This is a genomic window from Cohnella herbarum (assembly GCF_012849095.1).
Taxonomy (GTDB): domain Bacteria; phylum Bacillota; class Bacilli; order Paenibacillales; family Paenibacillaceae; genus Cohnella; species Cohnella herbarum.
Map to the genome: position 1 here is coordinate 961,793 of NZ_CP051680.1, position 21,534 is coordinate 983,326.

Genomic DNA, 21,534 nt, shown 5'->3' on the forward strand with positions numbered 1-21,534 from the left:
TGAACAACCTCTAAATGGCATCTGTACAGTGCAGCGCCAATGTGTCACAATAGAAAACACATATCCATACGGAGCGACTAAGTTCAGCCTCAATGGCTGAACTCTTAACGCTCCGTTTGTCGTATCTCAGGAGGGAATCCCATGCAACCGAAACCGAATATCGTAAATCTGCCCGTGTATCAGCCAGGCAAACCCGTAGACGATGTGAAGAGGGAACTTGGACTGACGGAAGTCATCAAGCTCGCATCCAATGAAAACCCGTTCGGAAGCTCTCCGAAAGTGAAGGAAGCGATTGCGCACGAGATCGAGAACAACATCAGCATATATCCTGACGGCGCGGCCGTTGAATTAACGAATGCGCTGGCTAAGCATCATGGCGTGAACACCGATCAGATTATTTTCGGCGTCGGCTCCGACGAAGTCATTCTGATGATCGCCCGCGCTTTTCTCGTGCCCGGGGACGAGACGATCATGGCCGATCAGACTTTCCCGATCTACAAGCATAACGCCAAGGTAGAGAACGCGACGATCATCGAAGTTCCCTTGAAGGACGGTACTCATGATCTCCCGGCTATGCTGGAGCGCGTGACGGACAAAACCAAAATCGTCTGGGTTTGCAATCCGAACAACCCTACCGGAACGATCAACTCGGCAGACGAAGTGGAATCGTTCCTATCCAAGGTACCAAGCCATGTCCTCGTCGTTCTTGACGAAGCTTATTGCGAATATGTTGTCGATCCGTCATTCCCGGATGGCATCAAACTATTGAAACAATATCCGAACGTAATCCTGTTAAGGACGTTCTCGAAAATTTACGGTTTAGCTTCGTTGCGCGTCGGTTACGGTATTGGCCGTTCAGAAGTAATCCGCAGCATCAACCAAGTCAGGGAGCCGTTCAACACGTCCAGAATCGGCCAAGCCGCTGCGCTCGCCGCCCTGCAGGACGAGGAATTCATCGCTTTCTGCCGCGAGGAGAACAGTAAAGGATTAGCTTATCTTAATGCTTCATTCAAAGAGCTCGGCTTGACCGCATTTCCGGCGCACGGAAATTTCATTATGGTTGACGTGAAGAGATCCGGGCAGGAAGTGTTCGATGCGCTGCTCCGCAAAGGGATCATCATTCGTGCCGGTCATTCGCTATATCCGACGTACGTTCGCATCACGGTCGGCAACCAAGAGCAGAACGAGAAGGTCATCGCCGCCCTTACGGCTGTACTGCAAGAAATCGCGGTAAAGGTGTGAAGGCATGAGCGGAGAGTTTAGCGACTTTAAGGCATTTAACGAATCGAACCCGATAAAAATCGCGATATTCGGAGTAGGGCTCATCGGAGGCTCTTTAGCCTTGTGTTTCAAAGGCAGACCGGGCGTCGAAGTCGTCGGACATTCGGTTAATCTGGCCTCGACGGAGAAGTATGTTGCCCGCGGCGTCGTGGACTGGGCGACGACATCGGTTGCGGAGGCGGCCAAGGACGCGGATTTCCTCTTCTTATGCGTCCCGGTAGGGCGCCTGGAGGAATACGTGGACGAACTGTCGCGTCTGCCTCTAAAGCCTGGCTGCATCATAACGGACGTCGGGAGCACCAAAGCATCCGTCGTTCATCACGCGATAAAGCTGTCTTTGCAAGGTGCCGTATTCATCGGAGGCCATCCGATGGCGGGCTCCGAGCGTTCCGGCGTTGAAGCCGCGAGCCTTCACCTGCTGGAAAACGCGTTCTACGTGTTAACGCCCGCTGAGGGGACTTCGGAAAGCGACGTAGGCAAGCTGGAGCAACTATTGAAATGGACGCGGGCGCACATCGTTAAGACCGATGCCGTACAGCATGACGATATCGTAGGAGCGATCAGCCATTTGCCCCATATGATCGCGGTCGCGCTCGTGAACCAAATCGCCGGCTACAACGAATCGAACGAATTGTACCGAAGACTCGCGGCCGGCGGGTTTAGGGACATTACCCGGATCGCTTCCAGCGACCCGATGATCTGGCGGGACATCTTGCTTAGCAATCGCGACGTAATGCTTAAGCTCGTGCGCGATTGGCAGGAGGAGATCGATCGTTTCGCCGACCTATTGGAACAAGAGGACGGGGAAGGGATCGCGGAACAATTCCGCAGAGCCGGTCAATTCCGGAGTCAGCTCCCGGAGCGGCGCAAAGGAATGATTACTTCTATTTACGAATGTTACGTGGACGTTCCGGATCATCCCGGCATCATCGGCAAGATCGCGACGGAGCTCGGACAGGCCAAAATCAATCTGAGCAACTTGCAAATCATCGAGAGCAGGGAAGACGTACCGGGCATTCTCCGGCTGTCGTTCCAGCTATCCGAGGATTTGGATCGGGCAACGGCATTATTGAAATCATTGCAATATGACGTTCACATGTAAATAACGAACGATCATCCGCCATCGCTTTTAGATGGCGGATATTTTCATTTAAGCTGTAAAACGCTTACAAGCAATTTGAAAGCGTTTCAAAATAAAATGAAAACGCTTATTGACAAAATGTAAACGGATACATATAATAAAAGTACAGTATGGTTTCTCTCCACTCCTATCCAATTCTTGCACAATGTGCAGCCACCCATTAGGGTGGTTTTTTTTTGCTTTTAACAGTGGATATCCGTTTACGGTCTGTTTCCGAATCGTCGCCGGTATCTTGATGCGACTCATTCGCTCAAGGAGACAAGATGAGGTTTCGCTTATTTGCGTGTCTAACTAGAAAATAAGCATGAAAAAACGTATTCCTCTGCAAAATTTGAGAAATTTTTAAGCTTCAAACGCCTATTCCTGTGATACAATAGCATATAGTATTTGTAAAATACTGGCTTACGAGCGCAGACGATTTATGCGGTCCTTGAGGATGGCGGGAGAACGTTTATACGGGATAAGATTCAGAATGAAATGAACTGTTTAAGCTTTCCTGAATAGTAAAAAAAATTCAATGCGCCGATTGGCGCAACTTTTTCGTTTTTGGCCGGTACAATATGTTAATCCACCGGCTGCGAACGTTCACCCTGACATGGGGGGAGGGTCGCGGATATGATGACCGATTCCCAATTAATACGGGAAATTAAAGATGGCAACGTAGAATTGTATTCTACGCTTATGGGACGATATCAGAAGAAGATTCTGTCTTTCGTCTACCATATGCTAAAGAGCGCCAAACTGGAAATATTGGCGGAGGACATGAGCTCGGAAACCTTTTACAAGGCTTATCGAAGTTTACATTCCTTTCGGGAAGTGGACGCATCCTTTTCTACCTGGCTATATACGATTGCACGTAATACGGTTCTAAGTGAATTGCGCAAGCAGAAAGCCGCACATATTTCACTTGACGACTCCACATACATACCAGCCGCCCCTCCAGAAGAGGCACCCGAGCAGCGTTTGCTGCGCAACGAGAAGGTTTCCATGGTTCGTGACGCCATCAACAGCTTACCCGAGAAACAGCGATCTGCGCTTATTCTGAGGGAATACGATGGGATGGACTATCAGGAAATCGCCAACATTTTAGGACAGACGGTCAGTTCCGTCAAATCGTTGCTATTCCGGGCCAGGGCCAGTGTGAAGACACAGTTGGAATCGTACTTTACAGAACCGGCCATGATGAAGGAGTACGAGGAGATGAAGCTGCGATGAAGTGCGAAGAAGCCGGAGAATGGTTTGGGATTTATCGTGATTTGCCCGAGGATTCCGCCGAGAGACTCGCCGTCGATCTGCATGTTCATGAATGTAAAGAATGCGCGGAAGAATTCAGCATTTGGGAAGAAAGCGCGTTATTGATTCAAGAGCTGCCGAATAGCGACGTACAGGATGACGAGGTCGTAACGACGGCTTGGTTGAATCAGAACGTCATGAATCGGATTTACGCCGAACAGAAATGGTATATGCCGACGCTCCGTCGGACGTATTCGTTTTCGTTCGGTTTTAGAAGGAAGGTCGCTGGCGTACTAGCGGCTATGTTTGCCTTATTTATCTGCGGATTTTTATATACCGCGTTCGGTCAATTCGGAGGTCCGGGCAGCGACGCTTCGGGGGCTAATGCTTTTGCGGTTAAATATCAGAACGGGGACGGCGCTCACCTCGACATTCCCGTTGCCAGCTTGAGCGATCCGATCATGTTGAACGTCTCTCCGGCAATGCCAGAATATTGGGTTGCCCTATCCATTATCGGGATGATTATGACGCTTCTGATCCTGAACTGGTTTTCGCGGGTTCGCTCATGAAGAGAGAGACTCGGATCGGCTGGGTGCGACACGGGATCACGGAATGGAATCAACGGGGCATCATTCAAGGCGTGACCGATATTCCGCTCAGCGAAGAAGGGTTAACTCAGGCTCGCCTGCTGGCAGAGCGTTTGAGCAACGAAGGCGGACAGTGGGATGGCATCTACTGCAGCGATCTTCAACGCGCATGGAAGACGGCGGAAATCTTATCCGAGCGATTGGGAATTCCTCTGCGGACGGACATCCGTTTAAGAGAACGGTCCTTCGGGGCCGCGGAAGGAACGACCGAAGCGGAACGGTTGGCCAGGTGGGGCAAGGATTGGCGCCAGCTAGTGCCGGATCAAGAAAGCGACGAGATTATTCGCGCTCGCGGCCATGAGTTCGTCGACGAACTCATTGAGAAACACCCGGGAGAAGCTTGGCTTATCGTAACGCATGGAAGCTTCCTCGCCAGAATGCTTCAATCGTTATGTCGCGATCTCCAAGATTCGCATCTGAGGAACATGTCGTTAACGATACTTGAACGTCAACCCGAGGGCTGGAAATCGCTGCTCCACAATTGCACGTTGCATCTATCGGATGCGGAAATCAAAACGACGAAGTAACAAATCCGGTCATTCGACCGGGTTTTTTGCGTTTTCTGGATGTTGCGTTCAGCGGCTTTTCGGTATGTTGACGTTTAAGACAGGATTCTCGCGCCCATACTGTACAGTAAATCCTCCACAAAAGCGGGGAATGCCGATGAATTTGGCCGATATGCTTGTATATGCGGATATTTCCGAATTGACAACGATCGCCGAAACGTACGACTGTACTTGCAGCAGCCATTCCAAGAACGAGTTGATCCAATCGATTCTGGCGACCGTTCAAAGGCGTGACGTCATGGAGTCTAGAGTCGGCGAGATGATGGGGAACGACTTGAGGTTCTTAAACTCGTTAATCTTCGAAGACAGAACGGCTTATAGCTTGGAAGAGTTAAAGGCTAGAGCGCTGAGCGGAGATTCCAAGACGATCGAAGCAAAGCCGCCGGAAGATCCCGCGCTTGCGGCGCCGGCAAGCGGAAGTCGTTCCCGTAAAAAGAAAAACGCCGCTCCAAAGCCGCCTCCCGGTCCAGATGAAACGGCGCGGCATTCCATTTCGAGATTCAAGAAGTTCGGTTGGTTGTTCAACGGATTCTCCCAGCAAACGCGTTTGTTGTATCAAGTACCGGAAGACGTAAAGTTGAGGCTGCGGGAAGTGCTGGAGAAGAGATATCGCTCCTCGTTGATTATCGTGGAAGAACCGCCGGTATATAGAGACGAGAGAAGCCTGTTCATGGAAGACATCGTACATTTTTTACGGTATGTAAGAGATAACGACGTCCCGTTAACTTCGGAAAGCGTCATGTACAAGAGGCAGATTACGCAGGTGCTGGAAAACCTCTCCGTTCATGAGGAAATGCCTACCCGGGCTGGCTGGCGGTTCGGTTACGGCCGTAAGTTTCGCGATTATCCGGATCGATTTTCTCTATTGTACGATTTCGTGTATTACGAAGGGTACATCGTCGAAGAACCGGAGCGCTTAACGCTAACTGAGAGCGGTCGCAATATCGCGGATGGCTTCACTCATCCCGATCCGACCAAGCTATATCGATTTTGGCTTCGCCTGTACAAAGCGGCGGTCCCGAATCTGCCTACCCTGACGCAATGGATCATGCGATTGTCGGCCGAGTGGGTAACGGTGGAGTCCATTTTCGAAATTTTGCAGCCTTTGGTCCGATCCTATTATTACGATACGCAAAAAGACGTTTTGGAGCGACGCGTGCTTGCCATGCTAATGCATCTAGGTATCGTTCGTTGGGGGGAAACGTCCGAGGGAGCAAGCGTGGTAAGGATTACCCCGCAAGGCAAATTGCTCGTTTCCGGAAATGCGTTGGCCTTCGAAGATACGTTGCATCTGGGCAAACCGCAAATTTAAACGGTATAAAGCGGATAGGCAAAAATACATTGATCGGCATAGGGGCTATCGTCTTGAACGAGGCTGTCATCGATGAATATGCTTAAATAGGAACCTAACGCCGGATTCGGAGGTGCAACGAATGGACAACATGAAAGTCGCCTATGAGACGATGCTGGGATTGGCGGCAGAAATGGTCCTGGACGAAGCGCTGCGCAATTACCGGACAGAGAAAATATATCATGCGATCGATGATGCGCTTGCGCAAGGAGACGTGGAATCGTTTCGGCGTTTGACCGATGAATTGAAGACGATCCAGAGTTAGCCGGATACGATCGATTAATATCGGTTTACTACGGATGAACCCGGCCAATCTTTGGCCGGGTTTTTGCGTCCGATCGTAAGCGCTGTTACTGCGGCCGTGAAAAGACGCTTTAATTGTTGAGGGATTTGGAGTACGATTAAACAGCGGCAAGCATTGCTTACATAACGTAATGGCTTAATGGAATCAAGGAGTGAACAGTAAACATGAAATTCAGTGAAATCGATGCGGATAGCTGGCCGGATCTGCAACCTTACTTGGACACTTGTCTGATTCCTTTGTCCGGACTCAAAGGAGGAGAAGCGCCCTGGGAGGCTACGGAGAAGGTTGCTCGAGCCGGGCAATGGTTATCCCCGTTGGAGCAAGCGTTCCGTGGACGAACGGTGACGATGCCGGCATTCCACTACGACGAAGAGGGTTCGGCGCAATCGGATTCGATTAATCGACTGATTGCGGGATGGAAGAAACTCGGGTTTCGTTACGTGATCGTCGTAAGCGGCCAAGCGTTGGAGGCAGGGGATCAACTTCAGGCCGACTTGATCATTCAACCGCTTGACGGAGAGGACGAGCCGGATACGGGCCGGATAAGTAAAGCCGTCGCTGAACTGTGGCGCGGGGTTTCGGGGTAGCGATGACGGCAATAACGTGAAAATCGCTTCATTTAACGCATAAGGTTGGCTATCCGGAGTAAACAATAGGCAGACACGCCCACGGTGAAATGTGACAATTTGAGAACATTTTAGTGGTGTGATTCCCGTCGGCGAACGAAAGTCCCGCCCCTATTCTTGACGCTCCATAGCGCGTGGGCTATTATAGTTATGTCCTTGTGAACAAAATGTTAAAGTCCGTACCGGACGCGAGATTGATGTGGCAAAGGGGGTAGAACGAATGGACCACAATAAGCAGCAAGAAACCACGCACAAACCGGCGAAGCGCAAAGAAATGTCAAGACGTCAATTTCTAGCGTATACGCTTGGCGGAGCAACAGCCTTCATGGCCGGCGGGGCCATTTTACCGATGATCCGCTTTGCCGTAGATCCTATATTGCAGAAGAAAGAAAAAGCAGGATTCGTCAAAGTCATCGAGGAAAGCAAAGTAACGAAGGAACCTACCGAGGTGAAATTCAAAATTCACCAGGTGGACGGTTGGTACGAAAGCGATCCGAAGCTTGCCGCTTGGATCACGAAAGGCGACGATGGCACAGTGTACGCGCTGTCACCCGTATGTAAGCACTTGGGCTGCATGGTGAGCTGGGGCGGCGAAGAAGCGCCAAACGAGTACCACTGTCCGTGCCACGGGGCGCGTTACACGAAAGACGGCAAACAACTTAAAGTTGCGCCGAAGCCGTTAGACGAGTACGAAGTCAGAACGGAAAACGGTTGGGTATATCTCGGACCTATAGCACCGAATAGTCGCGTTTAGAAGGAGGGCGTCTCGTCCCATGTTCAAAAACATGTACAATTGGATCGACGAACGTCTAGATATTACGCCGATGTGGAGAGATATCGCGGATCACGAGGTGCCTGAGCACGTTAACCCCGCGCATCACTTCTCCGCTTTCGTTTATTGTTTCGGCGGATTGACGTTCTTCATCACCGTCATTCAAATCCTCTCGGGGATGTTCTTGACGATGTATTACGTCCCGGATATCATCAACGCCTACTACAGCGTTGACTACCTGCAGCATCAAGTCGCTTTCGGCGCGATCGTGCGGGGGATGCATCACTGGGGAGCAAGTCTTGTTATCGTAATGATGTTCCTACATACTCTGCGCGTATTCTTCACCGGCTCCTACAAAGCGCCTCGTGAAATGAACTGGGTAGTCGGAATGTTGATTTTCTTCGTCATGTTGGGCCTTGGATTCACGGGTTACCTGCTTCCATGGGATAACAAAGCGTATTACGCGACGAAGGTTGGTCTTGAAATTGCGGGAGCCGTGCCTTTCTTAGGCGAGTATATTAAGGAGCTTATGAACGGCGGCACGATCGTCGGCGCCCAAACGCTGACCCGTTTCTTCGCAATCCACGTGTTCTTCTTGCCTGGAGCTTTGTTGGCATTGCTTGCAGGACACTTCTTTATGATTCGAAAACAGGGCATTTCCGGGCCGCTGTAAGAGAGGGGAGTGACTAGCGATGGCACATAAACATGATCCAAATGAAAAAATTCTATATGTCGGTGATTCGCGTATTCGCAAACGCGATTACTCCAATGTGACGCCTCCGGACTACACTGCTTTTCCGGGTAAATCGGAAGTTTTCATTCCGAACTTCCTGCTCAAGGAGTGGATGGTCGGCGTAGTCGCACTGGTCGGATTCTTGACTCTGGTCATTGCGGAACCGGCTCCGCTCGGCTATCCGGCGGATCCGCTGAACAGCGCGTTCATCCCGATGCCGGACTGGTACTTCCTGTTCCTGTATCAATTATTGAAATATCCTTACGCATCGGGAGATTTTATCGTCCTTGGCGTACTCGGCTTATCCGGTATACCTTTTATCGCTTTGTTGCTGGCTCCGTTCTTGGATACGGGCAAAGAGCGTCGCTTCTATCGTCGTCCGATCGCTTCGTCGCTGATGATCGTTTCATTGGTGGCTGTCACTTACCTGACTTGGGTTTCGTGGGATCACTACCAGCACGAGTTGGAAGCAACCGGTACGGTACCGGAGCACATCGAACGCGAGATTAAAGCGGAAGAAGCCGTTGAGAAGGGCTTGCCTCGTCCGATACCGGGCAAGGAGAAAATCCCTGCGATGGTAGCCGCCGATGATCCGGCGTTCACGGATACGATGACGCAAGCGGCTTGTATCGCTTGTCACGGCGCCGAGCTTGAAGGCGGGAACGGTCCTGCCTTGAGAGGGATCGGAGACACGCTGAGCAAAGAAGAGCTCGTTGAGATCGTTACGAACGGTAAAGGCGATATGATGCCTGCGTTCAAAGCGGATTTGACGGCCGAACAAATCGATCAAATCGCGACTTGGCTTTCCAAGCAAAAAGCAGAGGCGGCGGAGTAATCTTCGCACTGCTCTAAACCTGACCGTAATTGGTCAGGTTTTTTTAATAAGTTGGCGACTTGGAGAGGAGTAGTCTGATGAGTTGGCTGAAATGGCTGATTTCTCGTAGTATATTGCTGCATCCCACGACTTTACTGATCCTTATGCTGATCTACGTTCCGGGAACGATATACGGTTACTATTGGTACAAAGATCAGTTGGCCGCGACATGGAACGAGCAGCCGCATTGGCAAATCCCGTTCGTGCCCGATAGCCCGACCGCTTCTCTTTTTTTCGCGCTCGCCGTTCTTTGGTTGTGGATTTCTCCGAACCGATCGCGGATAGCATGGGTGAACGGAGTCCGCGGCGTCATCGAGACGCTAGGAGTCGTAACGTCCGTCAAGTACGGCATATGGGCGACTGCAATCATCTTCGCAGGACAAGCGCAAGGAGCATCCTCGCAATGGGAGGATTGGATGTTAATCATCGGACATACGGCCATGGCGGTAACGGCGCTGCTCTATGCGCGCTTCTTTACTTTCGGAGGCATCGCCCTGCTCGCGGCGGCAGCCTGGACGTTCTTGAACGATACGGTAGATTATACGTACGACGTGTTCCCGTATCTGCCAAGGCAATTGTACGACGATATCTTCTACGTTGGCTTATTTACTTTCTTATTAACGGCACTCAGCGTCTTAGCCACGGCGATAGCGAAGTTTGTTTTCGCGGAGGAGAAGATCGCCTCGGACAAGTCGTTCTAAACGCGGACATCCTCTCATATCCATGGGGTAAGGAGGGGATGTCCGTGTTTTTGTTTAAAATAGGAGTGCGGCGGCGCGGTTGGGTGTCGTTAATACTGGTAAGTACGCTTTGTTCGCTAGGCTTGCTTATCGTTGCCCCTTCGATCGCGAGAGGGCAGATTTCCGTAGATAACGGCCAAGCCGATCCTGGTAACCGCCTATCCGCTGGCGATTCGGCTACCCGCATCGCATATGAAAGATTTTTAACGTCGACGGAAACCTTATACGAAGAAATCAATGAAAGCAAGCTTGAACATGCGCGAGCCAGCCTGAACGAACTGGAGCAACAGTTCCGCGGCTTGCCACTGAAGCAAATCGCGACTGCCGAAGGCATACTGGCTCTAGCCCATAATATAACCGAGCTGAAGAGAACGGCTTCCGCTATGGAACCGGATCAACGGAAATGGAAATCGGCTGCCGCTTCGCTGAGACTAGCCGCCGACGCCATAGTTCATTCCGAGAAACCTTTGTGGCACCGCTACAGGAAAATTTTACGGGACGATTTGGTCAGACTCGGCGATTCTTTGCCTCGCGAGACGGCGGTCGCGGGTCTTGCTTCACGAACGTCGCTGCTCGCTTTCGAACAACTAAAGCAGCATTACGATCTCATTCGTACGTCGGCGATCCTTCAAACCGAACCTTGGAAAGTCGAACGGAGCGACTCGGTAATCCGTTATGCTTTACGCGTCTACCGCGCGGAATCTCCTTCTGCCGAACTGTTATTGGGTACGATCCCGCCGCTGCAGGAGGCGCTGGACGGTTTGTTCCCGGAAGATGACGCGGCTTCGACCGCTCTCGTGCCTCCCGTCGGAATGACTCCGCCATCATGGGGCTGGTCGGCGATGATGGGGACTTTTATCGTGACAATTCTCACTTGGGTCGGGTGGAGAAGATATAAAGTCGAAGAGTTTACGGGAAGAAGTCAAGGCCGAGGTTCATCGCGAACGATCGAATCCGAAGACGCGGCGCAACGATGGCTCAAGAAATGGAAGAAATAGAGCGTTTAGAGTAATCGTTAGTAATCTGTGTACTTAAGGAAGCCCTCCGGTCATGATGACGGATGCGGCTTTTTTATTTGGCATACGGCAAATGGGTCGATTCTTGTAAAAATGCATTTGTTTTCGCAAACGTCTTACGCTAACATAGGAGAGAAACCTTCATGAAAGGAAACGAAACATGGGAGACTCTCGCATAACCGATTTAGCGTTGACGGAGCGTACGCTTGCCGATATTCAACGCGATGTGGATGCTTACATTTCGCAATACAAAGAAGGCTATTTTTCCCCGCTGTCCATGTTGGCCAGGATGTCCGAAGAAGTCGGGGAATTGGCGCGGGAAGTGAATCATCATTTCGGCGAGAAGCCGAAGAAGCAGGATGAAGCCGATAATTCGATCGAGATGGAGCTTGGCGATATTTTGTTTATCGTCACTTGTTTCGCGAATTCGTTAGGGATAGACCTGACCGAGGCGCACCGCAAGGTGATGCATAAATTCAACACCCGCGATGCGGACAGATGGACGAAGAAGCACACCGATAACGGCTAAGAGTCATATGCTGAACTATCCCCACATCGAAGGGAGGATGGTCGGCATGGACGGGGAAACGTGCCTCCGGCAAGCGTACGAAGCCATCTATCAAGGGGATTTCGAATCAGCCGTTCACTGGTTCGGGCAAGCGATCGAGATTGAACCCGAGAACGCGGCCTACTACCACAGCGGATCGATTACCTGCGCAAGGAGCGGCAAGCTCTCGTTGGCCTTGACGTACGCCCACAGGGCCGTAGAATTGAAACCGAACGATCCGATCTATATGCTTAATCTTCGGGTCATCATGTCCAAGGCGCGTATAGCCAACGCGAGGCATTTGCTGGCGGGGGATTCGCCCGATGTCGAGAAGAGCATCGCGTTGCTAAAGGAAGCATCGCAACTCGACCCGCTATCGGCGGAAGCTAATCTATTGCTGGGCATTTTGTACCGGATGCAACGGAATTATAAGCTTGCTCTCGATTGTTTGCGGAATGCTTTGCAACTGGAGCCGCAGCACGAAGAGGCCAAACGATTGTTGCACGAAGTGCGCGCCGAGAGGCGACGCCTTCTCAAACAACAATATTCGCACTATCATTCTAGAAGGAATAGGTGATCGCATGTCGCACAAAATTACCGTAGCCGTCGCGGGAGCGGGCGGCCGCATGGGACGCGAAGTCGTAAAAATGGTGTTAGAAGATTCCGAGTTGCAGCTCGTCGCGGCCATAGATAGATCAGCAGGTCCGGTCGACGCCGGGACGCTTGTCGGCAAGTCCGTTTCCGGCGTCATCGTGACTCCGCATCTCGCCGATGCGTTGTCGGCAAACCGTCCTGACGTATTAGTCGATTTCACGAATCCAAAGTCGGCCATGCCCAATACGGAAACGGCGCTCGCTTACGGCGTTCGTCCCGTAATAGGGACAACCGGCTTCACTCCGGAACAGATTGCCGCATTGGACAAGCAGTGTCGTGAGCAAGGCATAGGCGGACTGATAGCGCCGAATTTCTCGATCGGGGCTATTCTCATGATGAAATTTTCCGCGATGGCCGCCAAGTATTTTCCCCATGTGGAAATCATCGAATACCATGGAGACCAGAAGCTCGATGCGCCGTCGGGAACGTCGATCAAGACCGCCGAATGGATTTCCGAAGCCCGTCAAGAGCTGCGCCAAGGAAACCCTAACGAGGAAGAAGTGATCGAAGGGGCTAGGGGCGGTTACTACGACGGATTCCGTATACATAGCGTTCGATTGCCGGGCGTGTTCGCCCAACAGGAAGTCGTCTTCGGGGCGTTCGGCCAAACGCTTAAAATTCGCCACGATTCCTACGATAGGGCGGGGTACATGCCCGGAGTCAATACGGCGATCAAGAAAATCATGAACGTGACCGGCATGGTTTACGGTTTCGAGCACTTGATGGATTAACTTTCTTAAGAGGAGAGACTGGTTTCCATGATGGATATCGCACTTATCGCGCACGATCGCAAGAAAGAAGAAATGGTTAATTTCGCGATCGCATACGAACACGTTTTGAAACATCATCGACTATATGCTACGGGGACGACCGGCACCCGCATCATGGAGAATACGTCCTTAAACGTTCATCGATTTATGTCGGGTCCTCTGGGCGGGGACCAACAAATCGGAGCGAGAGTCGCGGAGAATACGATGGATTTGATTCTCTTCTTCAGAGATCCGTTAATGGCGCAGCCGCATGAGCCCGATATCATCGCGCTGTTGCGCTTATGCGACGTTCAAGGCATTCCGGTCGCGACGAACGTCGCCACGGGAGAATTGCTCGTCAAGGCGCTGGAACGAGGAGATTTCGCATGGCGAGAGCTCGTACATAAATATAAACCGGGAATAGAAGGTTAAACGTAAAATGAGTCATAATCATCACGATCAATTGGATATGCTCGTATTCGCCGCGCATCCCGACGATGCGGAGATCGGCATGGGCGGAACGATAGCCAAGCACGTTCGCGAAGGATATAGGGTCGGCATGATCGATCTCACCTACGCCGAATTGTCTTCTAACGGCAACGTGCAAACCCGGCAACGGGAAGCTGCCGAAGCGACATCCGTGCTTGGCCTGGCCGTGCGCGAGAATCTTGGCTTGCCCGATCGTCGACTTGCCGTCATTGCCCAGCAAACGGATTTGATGGTGGAAGCCATTCGGAAGTATCGACCTAGGCTCGTATTCGCTCCTTATCATATGGATCGGCATCCGGACCATGTCACTTGCAGCCGAATGGCCGAGGAAGCGGTGTTCAACGCCAAGCTTAGACGGTATATGCCGGAGCTGCCTGCTTGGACGGTAGATCAATTGCTGTTCTACTTCATTAACGATGCGCACACTCCGCAGTTGCTCATCGACGTGAGCGAAGTTCATGAGATCAAAATGAATGCGTTAAAAGCCTATCGGTCGCAATTTATGCCCGGAAGCAGCGAAGCGGATTGGGTCGAAACGCCGCTGACGGGAGCGTATTTAGACAATATCGTGGCAAGAGACCGCTTACTTGGGCAAGCTATGAAATATCCGTTCGCGGAAGGTTTTATTTCCAAAGGACCGATTGCGGTTCAACGCTTCTAATGACGAAACCTATCGGAATATAATAACGAGAGAAGCTTCAGGGCTAGGAGGAATCGATATGAATCGTCCGCTTAGAATCGGCATCACCTGTTACCCCTCGCTTGGAGGCTCGGGCGTTGTCGCGACTGAGCTTGGCAAATTGCTGGCCGAGAAAGGTCACGAAATCCATTTTATTACGCATAGCATGCCTTTCCGGTTAGGCAAATTCCACCGCAATATTTTCTATCACGAGGTGGAAGTATCGGATTATTACGTGTTTCGTTATCCTCCATACGATCTGTCGTTAGCGAGTAAAATGAATCAAGTCGCAAGGCTTCAGAAGCTCGATCTGCTTCATGTTCATTACGCCGTTCCTCACGCCGTGTGCGCCATCTTGGCCAAACAAATGGCGGGGGACGATCTGAAGGTCGTTACGACGCTTCACGGAACGGATATTACCGTTCTGGCGCAGGATGAGACGCTTAAAGACATCATTCGGTTCGGCATTCGCAAGAGCGATGCGGTAACGGCGGTCAGCCGCGATTTAATCAAGGAAACGAGAGAGCTGCTGGATATTCAGGAGCCTATAGATCTGACCTACAATTTCGTGGACAAACGAATTTATTACCCGCGCGAATGTACGGACTTGCGCAGGGATTACGCGGAGCCCCACGAGAAAGTACTGATGCACATATCCAACTTCAGACCCGTGAAGCGGACGATGGACGTGGTCGACATTTTCGCCAAGGTGAACGCCAGAACGCCAACGAGACTCGTGCTCGTGGGAGAAGGGCCGGATTTGCCGAAAATTCAGACTAAAATTCAAGCCATGGGTTTGTCTCATCGCGTACACTTCTTGGGTAAACAGGATGACGTGGCGCAAGTGATCTCCATCGCGGATTTGATGTTGCTTCCGTCCGAGAAGGAAAGCTTCGGATTGGTCGCTTTGGAAGCGATGGCATGCGGCGTTCCGACGATCGGTTCCATCGCGGGAGGCATTCCCGAGCTTGTTCAGAGCGGGAAAACCGGGTACCTGTCGACTATCGGCAACACGGACGAAATGGCTGAAAATGCTGTGAAGCTGCTGACGAACGAGAAACTTTATGCCGAATTCAGGGAAGCTTGCATTCAGAGGGCTCATCATGTTTTCTGCGACGAGCTGATAACCGCGCAATACGAGGAAATCTATTATCGCGTGCTTGGCATGCCCCTCCCGCTATCTGTTCCCGTATGCAACGTCTAATTCGCGGAATGCGACCGAAATATCGAAGGGGTAGGAACAATAATGGAACTAACGAATACCCAAGATGAATCATTATGGATGGAAGGTCTGGACATCGTCCGCAAGCTCGAAGCGAGCGGACACCGGGCTTATCTAGTAGGCGGCTGCGTCAGAGATCGGTTGCTTGGAAGAGCGCTTCACGATATCGATATCGCGACGTCGGCAACGCCCGACGAGGTCATTGCTTTGTACGCGAGAACGTTGCCGACGGGGCTGAAGCATGGCACGGTGACGGTCATGGAAGGCGGGCGTTCGTACGAGGTGACGACGTTCAGGCAAGAGTTCGGCTTTACCGATTCCCGCAGGCCGGATCAAGTCGCGTTCGTTCAGGACGTTCGCGAGGATCTGGCTAGGCGGGACTTTACGTTTAACGCAATGGCTTTCGGCTCGGCAGGCGAGATCGTCGACCCGTTCGGAGGTCAGGATGCTTTGCGGGCAGGCGTGGTGGATTGCGTCGGAGAGGCGTCGGAGCGATTCGGAGAAGACGCGTTGAGAATGCTTAGGGCGATTCGTTTCGCGTCCGAATTGGATTTTATGATTTTACCCGAAGTGTGGCAGGGAATTATCGAACACCGTCCGAAGCTGAGTCTTGTGGCGATGGAGCGGGTAAGCGCGGAATGGGACAAGATGATAGCCGGTAGCGGCCCGGAGCAAGCTTGTCATTATTTATTCAAAAGCGGTCTGCTGGTTCACGTGAAGGATACTTTACCTGAAACATTCAGACAAGCGGCGGAACGTTATCGTTTCAACGGGATGCCTGCGGAATGGGACAAGTGGGGAATGGATTTTACGGACGATGGCTCGATGGGTAACCTAATGCAACTTCCTTCCATTTCGGATCCCGATCTTCGGTGGGCGGCTTTGCTCTCGGGCATGGGAGTGAATGAAGAAGATAGTTCCGATCTATGCCGCGCGTTACGTTTTAGTGCCCGCAGAGTCGCCCGCATCTCGGGTTTAGTTGGGATGAACGAGCAGCTAAAGTTGAACGAGGAAGATGAGCTCTGGGAAAGTTGGGTTCTAACCGTGTTAGCTAGAGGCCGTTCGTTGGCTGAAGACTGGTTGGCCATGAGCGAAGCTCTGGAAACCGAATTTTGGACGGAAGCCAAGCAATGGTTGGAAGAAATGCCGGTCGTTGCGATAAGCGATCTTAAAGTGCGCGGGAACGAATTGTCCGCCTATTTAGGCAAAGCTCCTGGCCCGTGGATAACGGAAGTTCTGAAGGATCTGCTGGAATGGGTAGCGTTCGGCGAAGTTCCTAACGAGAAGCAAGCTCTGCTGAAGGCTGCGGAGAACGCGTGCGATGAAGCGGGAGGAACCGATGAGTAAACAAAATTTACTGAGTTTGCTGGAGGCGGAAGCCGGAGAATACGTGTCGGGCGAGGAAATCAGCCGCAAGCTGAACGTGAGCCGAACCGCCGTATGGAAACAGGTTCGCAAGCTGGAAGCGGACGGTTATCTTATCGAAGCCGTACCACGCTTAGGTTATCGTTTAACCGGCAAACCTTCTCGGCTGTCCTTGCAAGAGCTGCTTCCTAAGCTGAGGACGAAACGGTTCGGACGCAAGCTACATCTCCTCGACGTTATCCCTTCGACTCAGGACGAGCTTCGTCGCTTAGCCGAGCAAGGCGCGGAAGAAGGCACGCTAGTCATTGCCGAGCAGCAGACGAGCGGACGGGGGAGAATGGGGCGTCATTGGGTGTCGCCGTCGGGTAAAGGAGTATGGATGAGTTTGCTGCTCCGTCCGTCGGTACCGCTTCAAATGACGCCGCAATTAACTTTGTTGGCCGCGGTTGCGTTAAGCAGGGCGATTTCTCGCGAAGTTCCCGTCGAGATCGGAATCAAGTGGCCGAACGATCTGCTTGTCGGCGGCAAAAAGATAAGCGGAATATTGTTGGAATCGGCCGCTGAAGACGAGAGGCTTCGCTACGTGGTCGTCGGATTGGGGATTTCCGTAAATTTGGAAGCGGAAGACTATCCGGAGGAACTGTTAGAGAAAGTCGTTTCGCTTAAGATGGCCTCCGGAAAAACGATTAATCGTAGCGACCTTATCGCGACTATTCTAGACGAATTCGAGCGGCTGTACGACCTCTATATGGAACAGGGATTCGCGCCGATCCGTTCTTTGTGGGAAGCCCATTCCGTTACGTTGAACAACGAGACGTTGCTGTATACGCCGCAAGGACCGATTCAAGGCATACCGCGCGGACTGGACGGAACGGGCGGATTGCAGGTCGAGATGAAGGACGGAAGCTTTCGCACGATCTATTCGGCGGAAATCGGAGAAGTCGGTCCGCGAGTGGATTAGGGTGATTGATTATTGACTACGAAAATGAAAAAAATCCAAGGGTGCTGAGCACCGCAATTGCTTAGGTTTAGAAGTGTTTCTGTATTTGGTATGTCTGAGTAATCCAATTGTAGGGATTAAGTGTGTGAGGCGGTACTAATTGCTCCAGAGTGACTCGATTTAAGGAATTAGGTGTGTGAGACGGTACTAATTGCTCCAGAGTGACTCGATTTATGGAATTAGGTGTGTGAGACGGTACTAATTGCTCTAGAGTGACTCGATTGGTGGAATTAAGTGTGTGAGGGGACAGCGTTATTTGGTTTCTCTGATGAAGGGATGCCCGATGTAGGGATGCCAGATCATGGGATGCCAGATCATGGGATGCCAGATCATAGACGGCGAACCCGATATCTGGTATAATCGCTGTGCAAGGTGGTATCGCTATCGTAGCGAACCGCACTTGCCCGAACTTAAACGCATGAAATGCAATGATGTAATCAACAATGAAAGTACGAACAGCAATTGAATACCGTCAATGATTCGCGGCGGATTCTGCTCTGAGCCGAAAGGACCGAGACAGAAGGACGTGAAGGACGTTCTATGTTGAATGGCGACCTTTTTTGCTCATGGGCAAAATAGGTTTTTTTGTTGTTATATCCTGTAATCCTTAGGAGGATATCCCCATGAAAAGCGCATTGACCTTACCGAAACTGAAAACAATGAAAGATCAGAACAAACCGATCGCCATGCTCACGGCTTACGATCATCCTTCCGCGATGCTGGCGGAGGAAGCGGGCGTCGACATCATCTTGGTCGGCGATTCGCTCGGCAACGTCGTTCTTGGATACGATACGACGGTTCCAGTAAGGCTAGAAGATATGATCTATCATACCCGCGCGGTCGTTAGAGGAGCTCCCCATACGATGGTGGTAACCGATATGCCGTTCGCGACTTACCGTCTGGGAACCGAATCGACTTTGCGCAACGCGGCCAAGCTAATGCAGGAAGGCGGAGCCCACGCTGTTAAGCTCGAAGGCGGGGCCGAACTGGCGGATGAAATACGCGTGTTGACGTCGGCGGGAATTCCGGTGCTCGGTCATCTCGGGTTAACGCCGCAGTCCGTGCATCAGATCGGCGGATACCGAATACAAGGGAAGAATAGCGGAGAGGCCGAGAAGTTGCTTCAAGACGCGAAAGCGTTGGAGCAAGCCGGAGCATTCGGCATCGTGCTGGAGCTCGTTACGGAGGAGCTGGCGGCGGCTATGACGCGCTCCATCGGCATACCGACTATCGGGATCGGCGCAGGTCGCGGATGCGATGGCCAAGTGCTTGTTTTTCATGATATTCTCCGCTACGGCTCCGGTATTCGCGACAAGAAGATGGTCAAAAGCTACGCCAATATCGGAGATACCATTCGGAACGCGATTACGGAATACGTAGACGAAGTGAAAACGAAAGCTTTTCCGGAAGAAAAGCATTCATTCCCGTTGGATCAATCCTCGACTTCGACTAACCTATCCAAATTGTACGGAGGGGAAGGAAAATGACTCCCAAAATCATTCGAACGATCGCCGTGTTGAGAAAAGAAATCGCGGCATTCAGAATGTCCGATCCGTCCAACAGCTCAGTAGGTTTCGTCCCAACGATGGGATACTTGCATGAGGGGCATGCCAGCTTGCTGCGGCGCTCCGCGTCCGATAACGGATTAACGGTTCTTAGTATTTTCGTGAACCCGATTCAATTCGGACCCGGCGAGGATTTGGATAAATATCCGAGAAACGAGACAAGGGATATCCAAGTTGCGGCGGAAGCCGGCGCGGATATCGTCTTCCTTCCGGAAGTGAAGGAAATGTACCCGCGGCAACGAGTGACCAACGTTACGGTTACGGACGTGACCGAACGATTGTGCGGCGCGAGCCGCCCGGGTCATTTCGACGGCGTCGCGACGGTCGTTACGAAGCTGTTCAATATCGTCCAGCCGAACCGGGCTTATTTCGGGATGAAGGATGCCCAGCAAATCGCCGTTATCTCCAACATGGTGCAGGATTTGAATATCCCGGTAGAAATTATTCCATGTCCGATCGTACGCGAAGAAGACGGGCTGGCGCTCAGTTCGCGTAATGTCTATTTGACATCCGAAGAAAGGAAACAAGCGCTCGTATTGTCCCGATCGTTGTCTCACGTAGCGGATTGGATGCAAGAGGGAATAACAGCTATCGAACTCGTTCAACGTCTAAAGGCAGAAATTAACGGCGTTTCGCTCGCGGATATTGATTACGCGGAAGTTCTGACGTATCCTGATTTAAGCCCGACGGATACGAATCGGCCATTAATCAAGGTCGAAAAGGAATTGCTTATCGCGGTTGCCGTCCGTTTCGGGAAAACCCGACTTATCGATAATAGGCTGCTAAATCCAGCGGAAGTAGGTGCTGAAGTATGTTTCGCCAAATGATGAAAGCCAAAATACACAGAGCGACGGTAACCGAAGCGAACCTGAATTATGTCGGAAGCGTAACGATTGACCAGGATTTGCTTGAACTGGTCGATATTTTGCCTGATGAGAAAGTTCAGATCGTTAATAATAATAATGGCGCGCGCTTCGAGACGTATGCGATTCCGGGCCCAAGAGGATCGGGCGTCATTTGTTTGAACGGGGCGGCCGCAAGGCTAGTGCAGCCGGGCGACAAAGTCATTATTATCAACTACGGTTTAATGAGCGACGAAGAAGCTCGCCGACACCATCCAAGGGTCGCGATAATGGATGAACATAATCATGTTGTCAAATTGTTGGCGGAAGAGCCGCATTCGACCGTTTTGTAACACGTATGAAAGTACTCCTCGAAACGAAGAATGAGCAGTACAGTTTCACTCGCGAAGCTGTCGCTCAGGAGGTCGATTGTTTACACAATCGTGTAGGGGGGAACGAAACGATCATGATTCGACAATGGTTCGCTACGATGAACGAGACGCTCGACGCTATAATCCATCGCTATCCGCTCGCTACAGGGGAAGAAAAAAACGCTCTTCGGCAACAATGGGACATGCTCAAAACGCTAAGTGATGATATTATTGAATCATGGCTTCAGTTCGAAGACAAAATGGGAACGTTCCGGGATATGCAACAGCAACCGGCCATCGCACCAGAACCGCACAAATATTTGGGTTCGTTCGTCAAAGGGCAAGGCTATTTCAAGCTTCACATGTTTAAGCACGCTTCGGAGCAGTTGGAGGACGCTGTTACGTCGTATCCGGATTTCGTGTGCGCGAGGTTGTTCCTTGCCATGTCGCGCATGCACATGAAACAATGGAACGAAGCCCAACAGCATTTTCAATTGATCGCCGCCGTTGCCGAAGAACGAAGATTGCAGGCGATCGCGTTCAACGCGCTAGGTTGCATTCAAGCGATCTACGCGCATCTCGAACAAGCTCAGAGCTATTTCCGCAAAGCGTTGGAGACCGATCCTGCTTTTCCTGATCCCAAGCTGAACCTGGAATCTCTCCAGCAAGGTAACGGACAATTGCAGCTGCAATTCGGAAGCGCGGAGTTACAAACTTTAGTTCAGGTCTAATCGTCTAATTAAGGATCGACAGCATCGCTATATACG

At 51.4% G+C, this 21,534-nt stretch carries 25 protein-coding genes; all 25 read left to right on the forward strand.

Annotated features, from left to right (window positions below):
• Window positions 1-141: 141 nt before the first annotated feature.
• Window positions 142-1,242: a histidinol-phosphate transaminase gene (hisC, locus tag HH215_RS04030; protein ID WP_169278734.1), complete on the forward strand. Its 1,101-nt coding sequence runs from the start codon at window positions 142-144 to the stop codon at window positions 1,240-1,242.
• A gap of 4 nt (window positions 1,243-1,246) precedes the next feature.
• A complete protein-coding gene (locus tag HH215_RS04035) occupies window positions 1,247-2,383 on the forward strand; it encodes a prephenate dehydrogenase (RefSeq protein ID WP_169278735.1) in 1,137 nt (378 codons plus the stop codon).
• Window positions 2,384-3,040: 657 nt separating this feature from the next.
• Entirely contained in the window at window positions 3,041-3,637 is a 597-nt protein-coding gene (locus tag HH215_RS04040) for an RNA polymerase sigma factor (protein ID WP_169284213.1), read from the forward strand.
• Window positions 3,634-4,224 (forward strand): anti-sigma factor family protein, encoded by a 591-nt coding sequence (locus HH215_RS04045; RefSeq protein ID WP_169278736.1) that lies wholly within the window; start codon window positions 3,634-3,636, stop codon window positions 4,222-4,224. Before HH215_RS04040 ends, HH215_RS04045 begins: the two co-directional genes overlap by 4 nt.
• Window positions 4,221-4,829, forward strand: coding sequence for a histidine phosphatase family protein (locus HH215_RS04050; protein WP_169278737.1), 609 nt, complete (start codon window positions 4,221-4,223; stop codon window positions 4,827-4,829). Before HH215_RS04045 ends, HH215_RS04050 begins: the two co-directional genes overlap by 4 nt.
• A gap of 136 nt (window positions 4,830-4,965) precedes the next feature.
• A complete protein-coding gene (locus HH215_RS04055) occupies window positions 4,966-6,180 on the forward strand; it encodes a hypothetical protein (protein WP_169278738.1) in 1,215 nt (404 codons plus the stop codon).
• Between the two features lie 121 nt (window positions 6,181-6,301).
• Window positions 6,302-6,484 carry an IDEAL domain-containing protein gene (locus HH215_RS04060; RefSeq protein ID WP_169278739.1) on the forward strand — a complete coding sequence of 61 codons (183 nt, stop codon included), beginning with the start codon at window positions 6,302-6,304 and terminating at the stop codon, window positions 6,482-6,484.
• Window positions 6,485-6,687: 203 nt separating this feature from the next.
• Window positions 6,688-7,110 (forward strand): DUF2487 family protein, encoded by a 423-nt coding sequence (locus tag HH215_RS04065; protein ID WP_169278740.1) that lies wholly within the window; start codon window positions 6,688-6,690, stop codon window positions 7,108-7,110.
• A gap of 259 nt (window positions 7,111-7,369) precedes the next feature.
• The gene (locus tag HH215_RS04070; RefSeq protein WP_169278741.1) at window positions 7,370-7,903 is read left to right on the forward strand and encodes a Rieske (2Fe-2S) protein; all 534 of its coding nucleotides are present in this window, start codon (window positions 7,370-7,372) and stop codon (window positions 7,901-7,903) included.
• A 19-nt stretch (window positions 7,904-7,922) separates the two neighbouring features.
• Window positions 7,923-8,594 carry a menaquinol-cytochrome c reductase cytochrome b subunit gene (gene qcrB / locus HH215_RS04075; RefSeq protein WP_169278742.1) on the forward strand — a complete coding sequence of 224 codons (672 nt, stop codon included), beginning with the start codon at window positions 7,923-7,925 and terminating at the stop codon, window positions 8,592-8,594.
• 19 nt (window positions 8,595-8,613) lie between these two features.
• Window positions 8,614-9,489, forward strand: a complete 876-nt coding sequence (locus HH215_RS04080) for a menaquinol-cytochrome c reductase cytochrome b/c subunit (protein WP_169278743.1) — start codon at window positions 8,614-8,616, stop codon at window positions 9,487-9,489.
• 77 nt (window positions 9,490-9,566) lie between these two features.
• Window positions 9,567-10,229 carry a DUF1405 domain-containing protein gene (locus HH215_RS04085; RefSeq protein ID WP_169278744.1) on the forward strand — a complete coding sequence of 221 codons (663 nt, stop codon included), beginning with the start codon at window positions 9,567-9,569 and terminating at the stop codon, window positions 10,227-10,229.
• Between the two features lie 44 nt (window positions 10,230-10,273).
• Complete coding sequence (locus HH215_RS04090; protein WP_169278745.1) at window positions 10,274-11,266, forward strand: sporulation protein YpjB; 993 nt, start codon at window positions 10,274-10,276, stop codon at window positions 11,264-11,266.
• Between the two features lie 178 nt (window positions 11,267-11,444).
• On the forward strand, window positions 11,445-11,813 hold the full coding sequence (locus HH215_RS04095) for a nucleotide pyrophosphohydrolase (RefSeq protein ID WP_169278746.1): 369 nt from the start codon (window positions 11,445-11,447) through the stop codon (window positions 11,811-11,813).
• 46 nt (window positions 11,814-11,859) lie between these two features.
• Window positions 11,860-12,408, forward strand: coding sequence for a tetratricopeptide repeat protein (locus HH215_RS04100; RefSeq protein WP_169278747.1), 549 nt, complete (start codon window positions 11,860-11,862; stop codon window positions 12,406-12,408).
• Between the two features lie 4 nt (window positions 12,409-12,412).
• Entirely contained in the window at window positions 12,413-13,216 is an 804-nt protein-coding gene (gene dapB / locus HH215_RS04105; protein ID WP_169278748.1) for a 4-hydroxy-tetrahydrodipicolinate reductase, read from the forward strand.
• A 30-nt stretch (window positions 13,217-13,246) separates the two neighbouring features.
• Window positions 13,247-13,666, forward strand: a complete 420-nt coding sequence (locus HH215_RS04110) for a methylglyoxal synthase (protein WP_169284214.1) — start codon at window positions 13,247-13,249, stop codon at window positions 13,664-13,666.
• 7 nt (window positions 13,667-13,673) lie between these two features.
• Complete coding sequence (bshB1, locus tag HH215_RS04115) at window positions 13,674-14,384, forward strand: bacillithiol biosynthesis deacetylase BshB1 (protein WP_169278749.1); 711 nt, start codon at window positions 13,674-13,676, stop codon at window positions 14,382-14,384.
• 58 nt (window positions 14,385-14,442) lie between these two features.
• Window positions 14,443-15,606 carry an N-acetyl-alpha-D-glucosaminyl L-malate synthase BshA gene (bshA, locus tag HH215_RS04120; protein WP_169278750.1) on the forward strand — a complete coding sequence of 388 codons (1,164 nt, stop codon included), beginning with the start codon at window positions 14,443-14,445 and terminating at the stop codon, window positions 15,604-15,606.
• Window positions 15,607-15,648: 42 nt separating this feature from the next.
• Entirely contained in the window at window positions 15,649-16,971 is a 1,323-nt protein-coding gene (locus HH215_RS04125) for a CCA tRNA nucleotidyltransferase (protein WP_169278751.1), read from the forward strand.
• Complete coding sequence (locus tag HH215_RS04130) at window positions 16,964-17,950, forward strand: biotin--[acetyl-CoA-carboxylase] ligase (RefSeq protein ID WP_169278752.1); 987 nt, start codon at window positions 16,964-16,966, stop codon at window positions 17,948-17,950. Before HH215_RS04125 ends, HH215_RS04130 begins: the two co-directional genes overlap by 8 nt.
• Before the next feature lie 662 nt (window positions 17,951-18,612).
• Complete coding sequence (gene panB, locus HH215_RS04135; RefSeq protein WP_169278753.1) at window positions 18,613-19,476, forward strand: 3-methyl-2-oxobutanoate hydroxymethyltransferase; 864 nt, start codon at window positions 18,613-18,615, stop codon at window positions 19,474-19,476.
• Window positions 19,473-20,381, forward strand: a complete 909-nt coding sequence (gene panC / locus HH215_RS04140; protein WP_169278754.1) for a pantoate--beta-alanine ligase — start codon at window positions 19,473-19,475, stop codon at window positions 20,379-20,381. Before panB ends, panC begins: the two co-directional genes overlap by 4 nt.
• A complete protein-coding gene (gene panD, locus HH215_RS04145; protein WP_169278755.1) occupies window positions 20,366-20,749 on the forward strand; it encodes an aspartate 1-decarboxylase in 384 nt (127 codons plus the stop codon). Before panC ends, panD begins: the two co-directional genes overlap by 16 nt.
• Window positions 20,750-20,862: 113 nt before the next feature.
• Window positions 20,863-21,498: a hypothetical protein gene (locus tag HH215_RS04150; RefSeq protein WP_169278756.1), complete on the forward strand. Its 636-nt coding sequence runs from the start codon at window positions 20,863-20,865 to the stop codon at window positions 21,496-21,498.
• Window positions 21,499-21,534 lie beyond the last annotated feature (36 nt).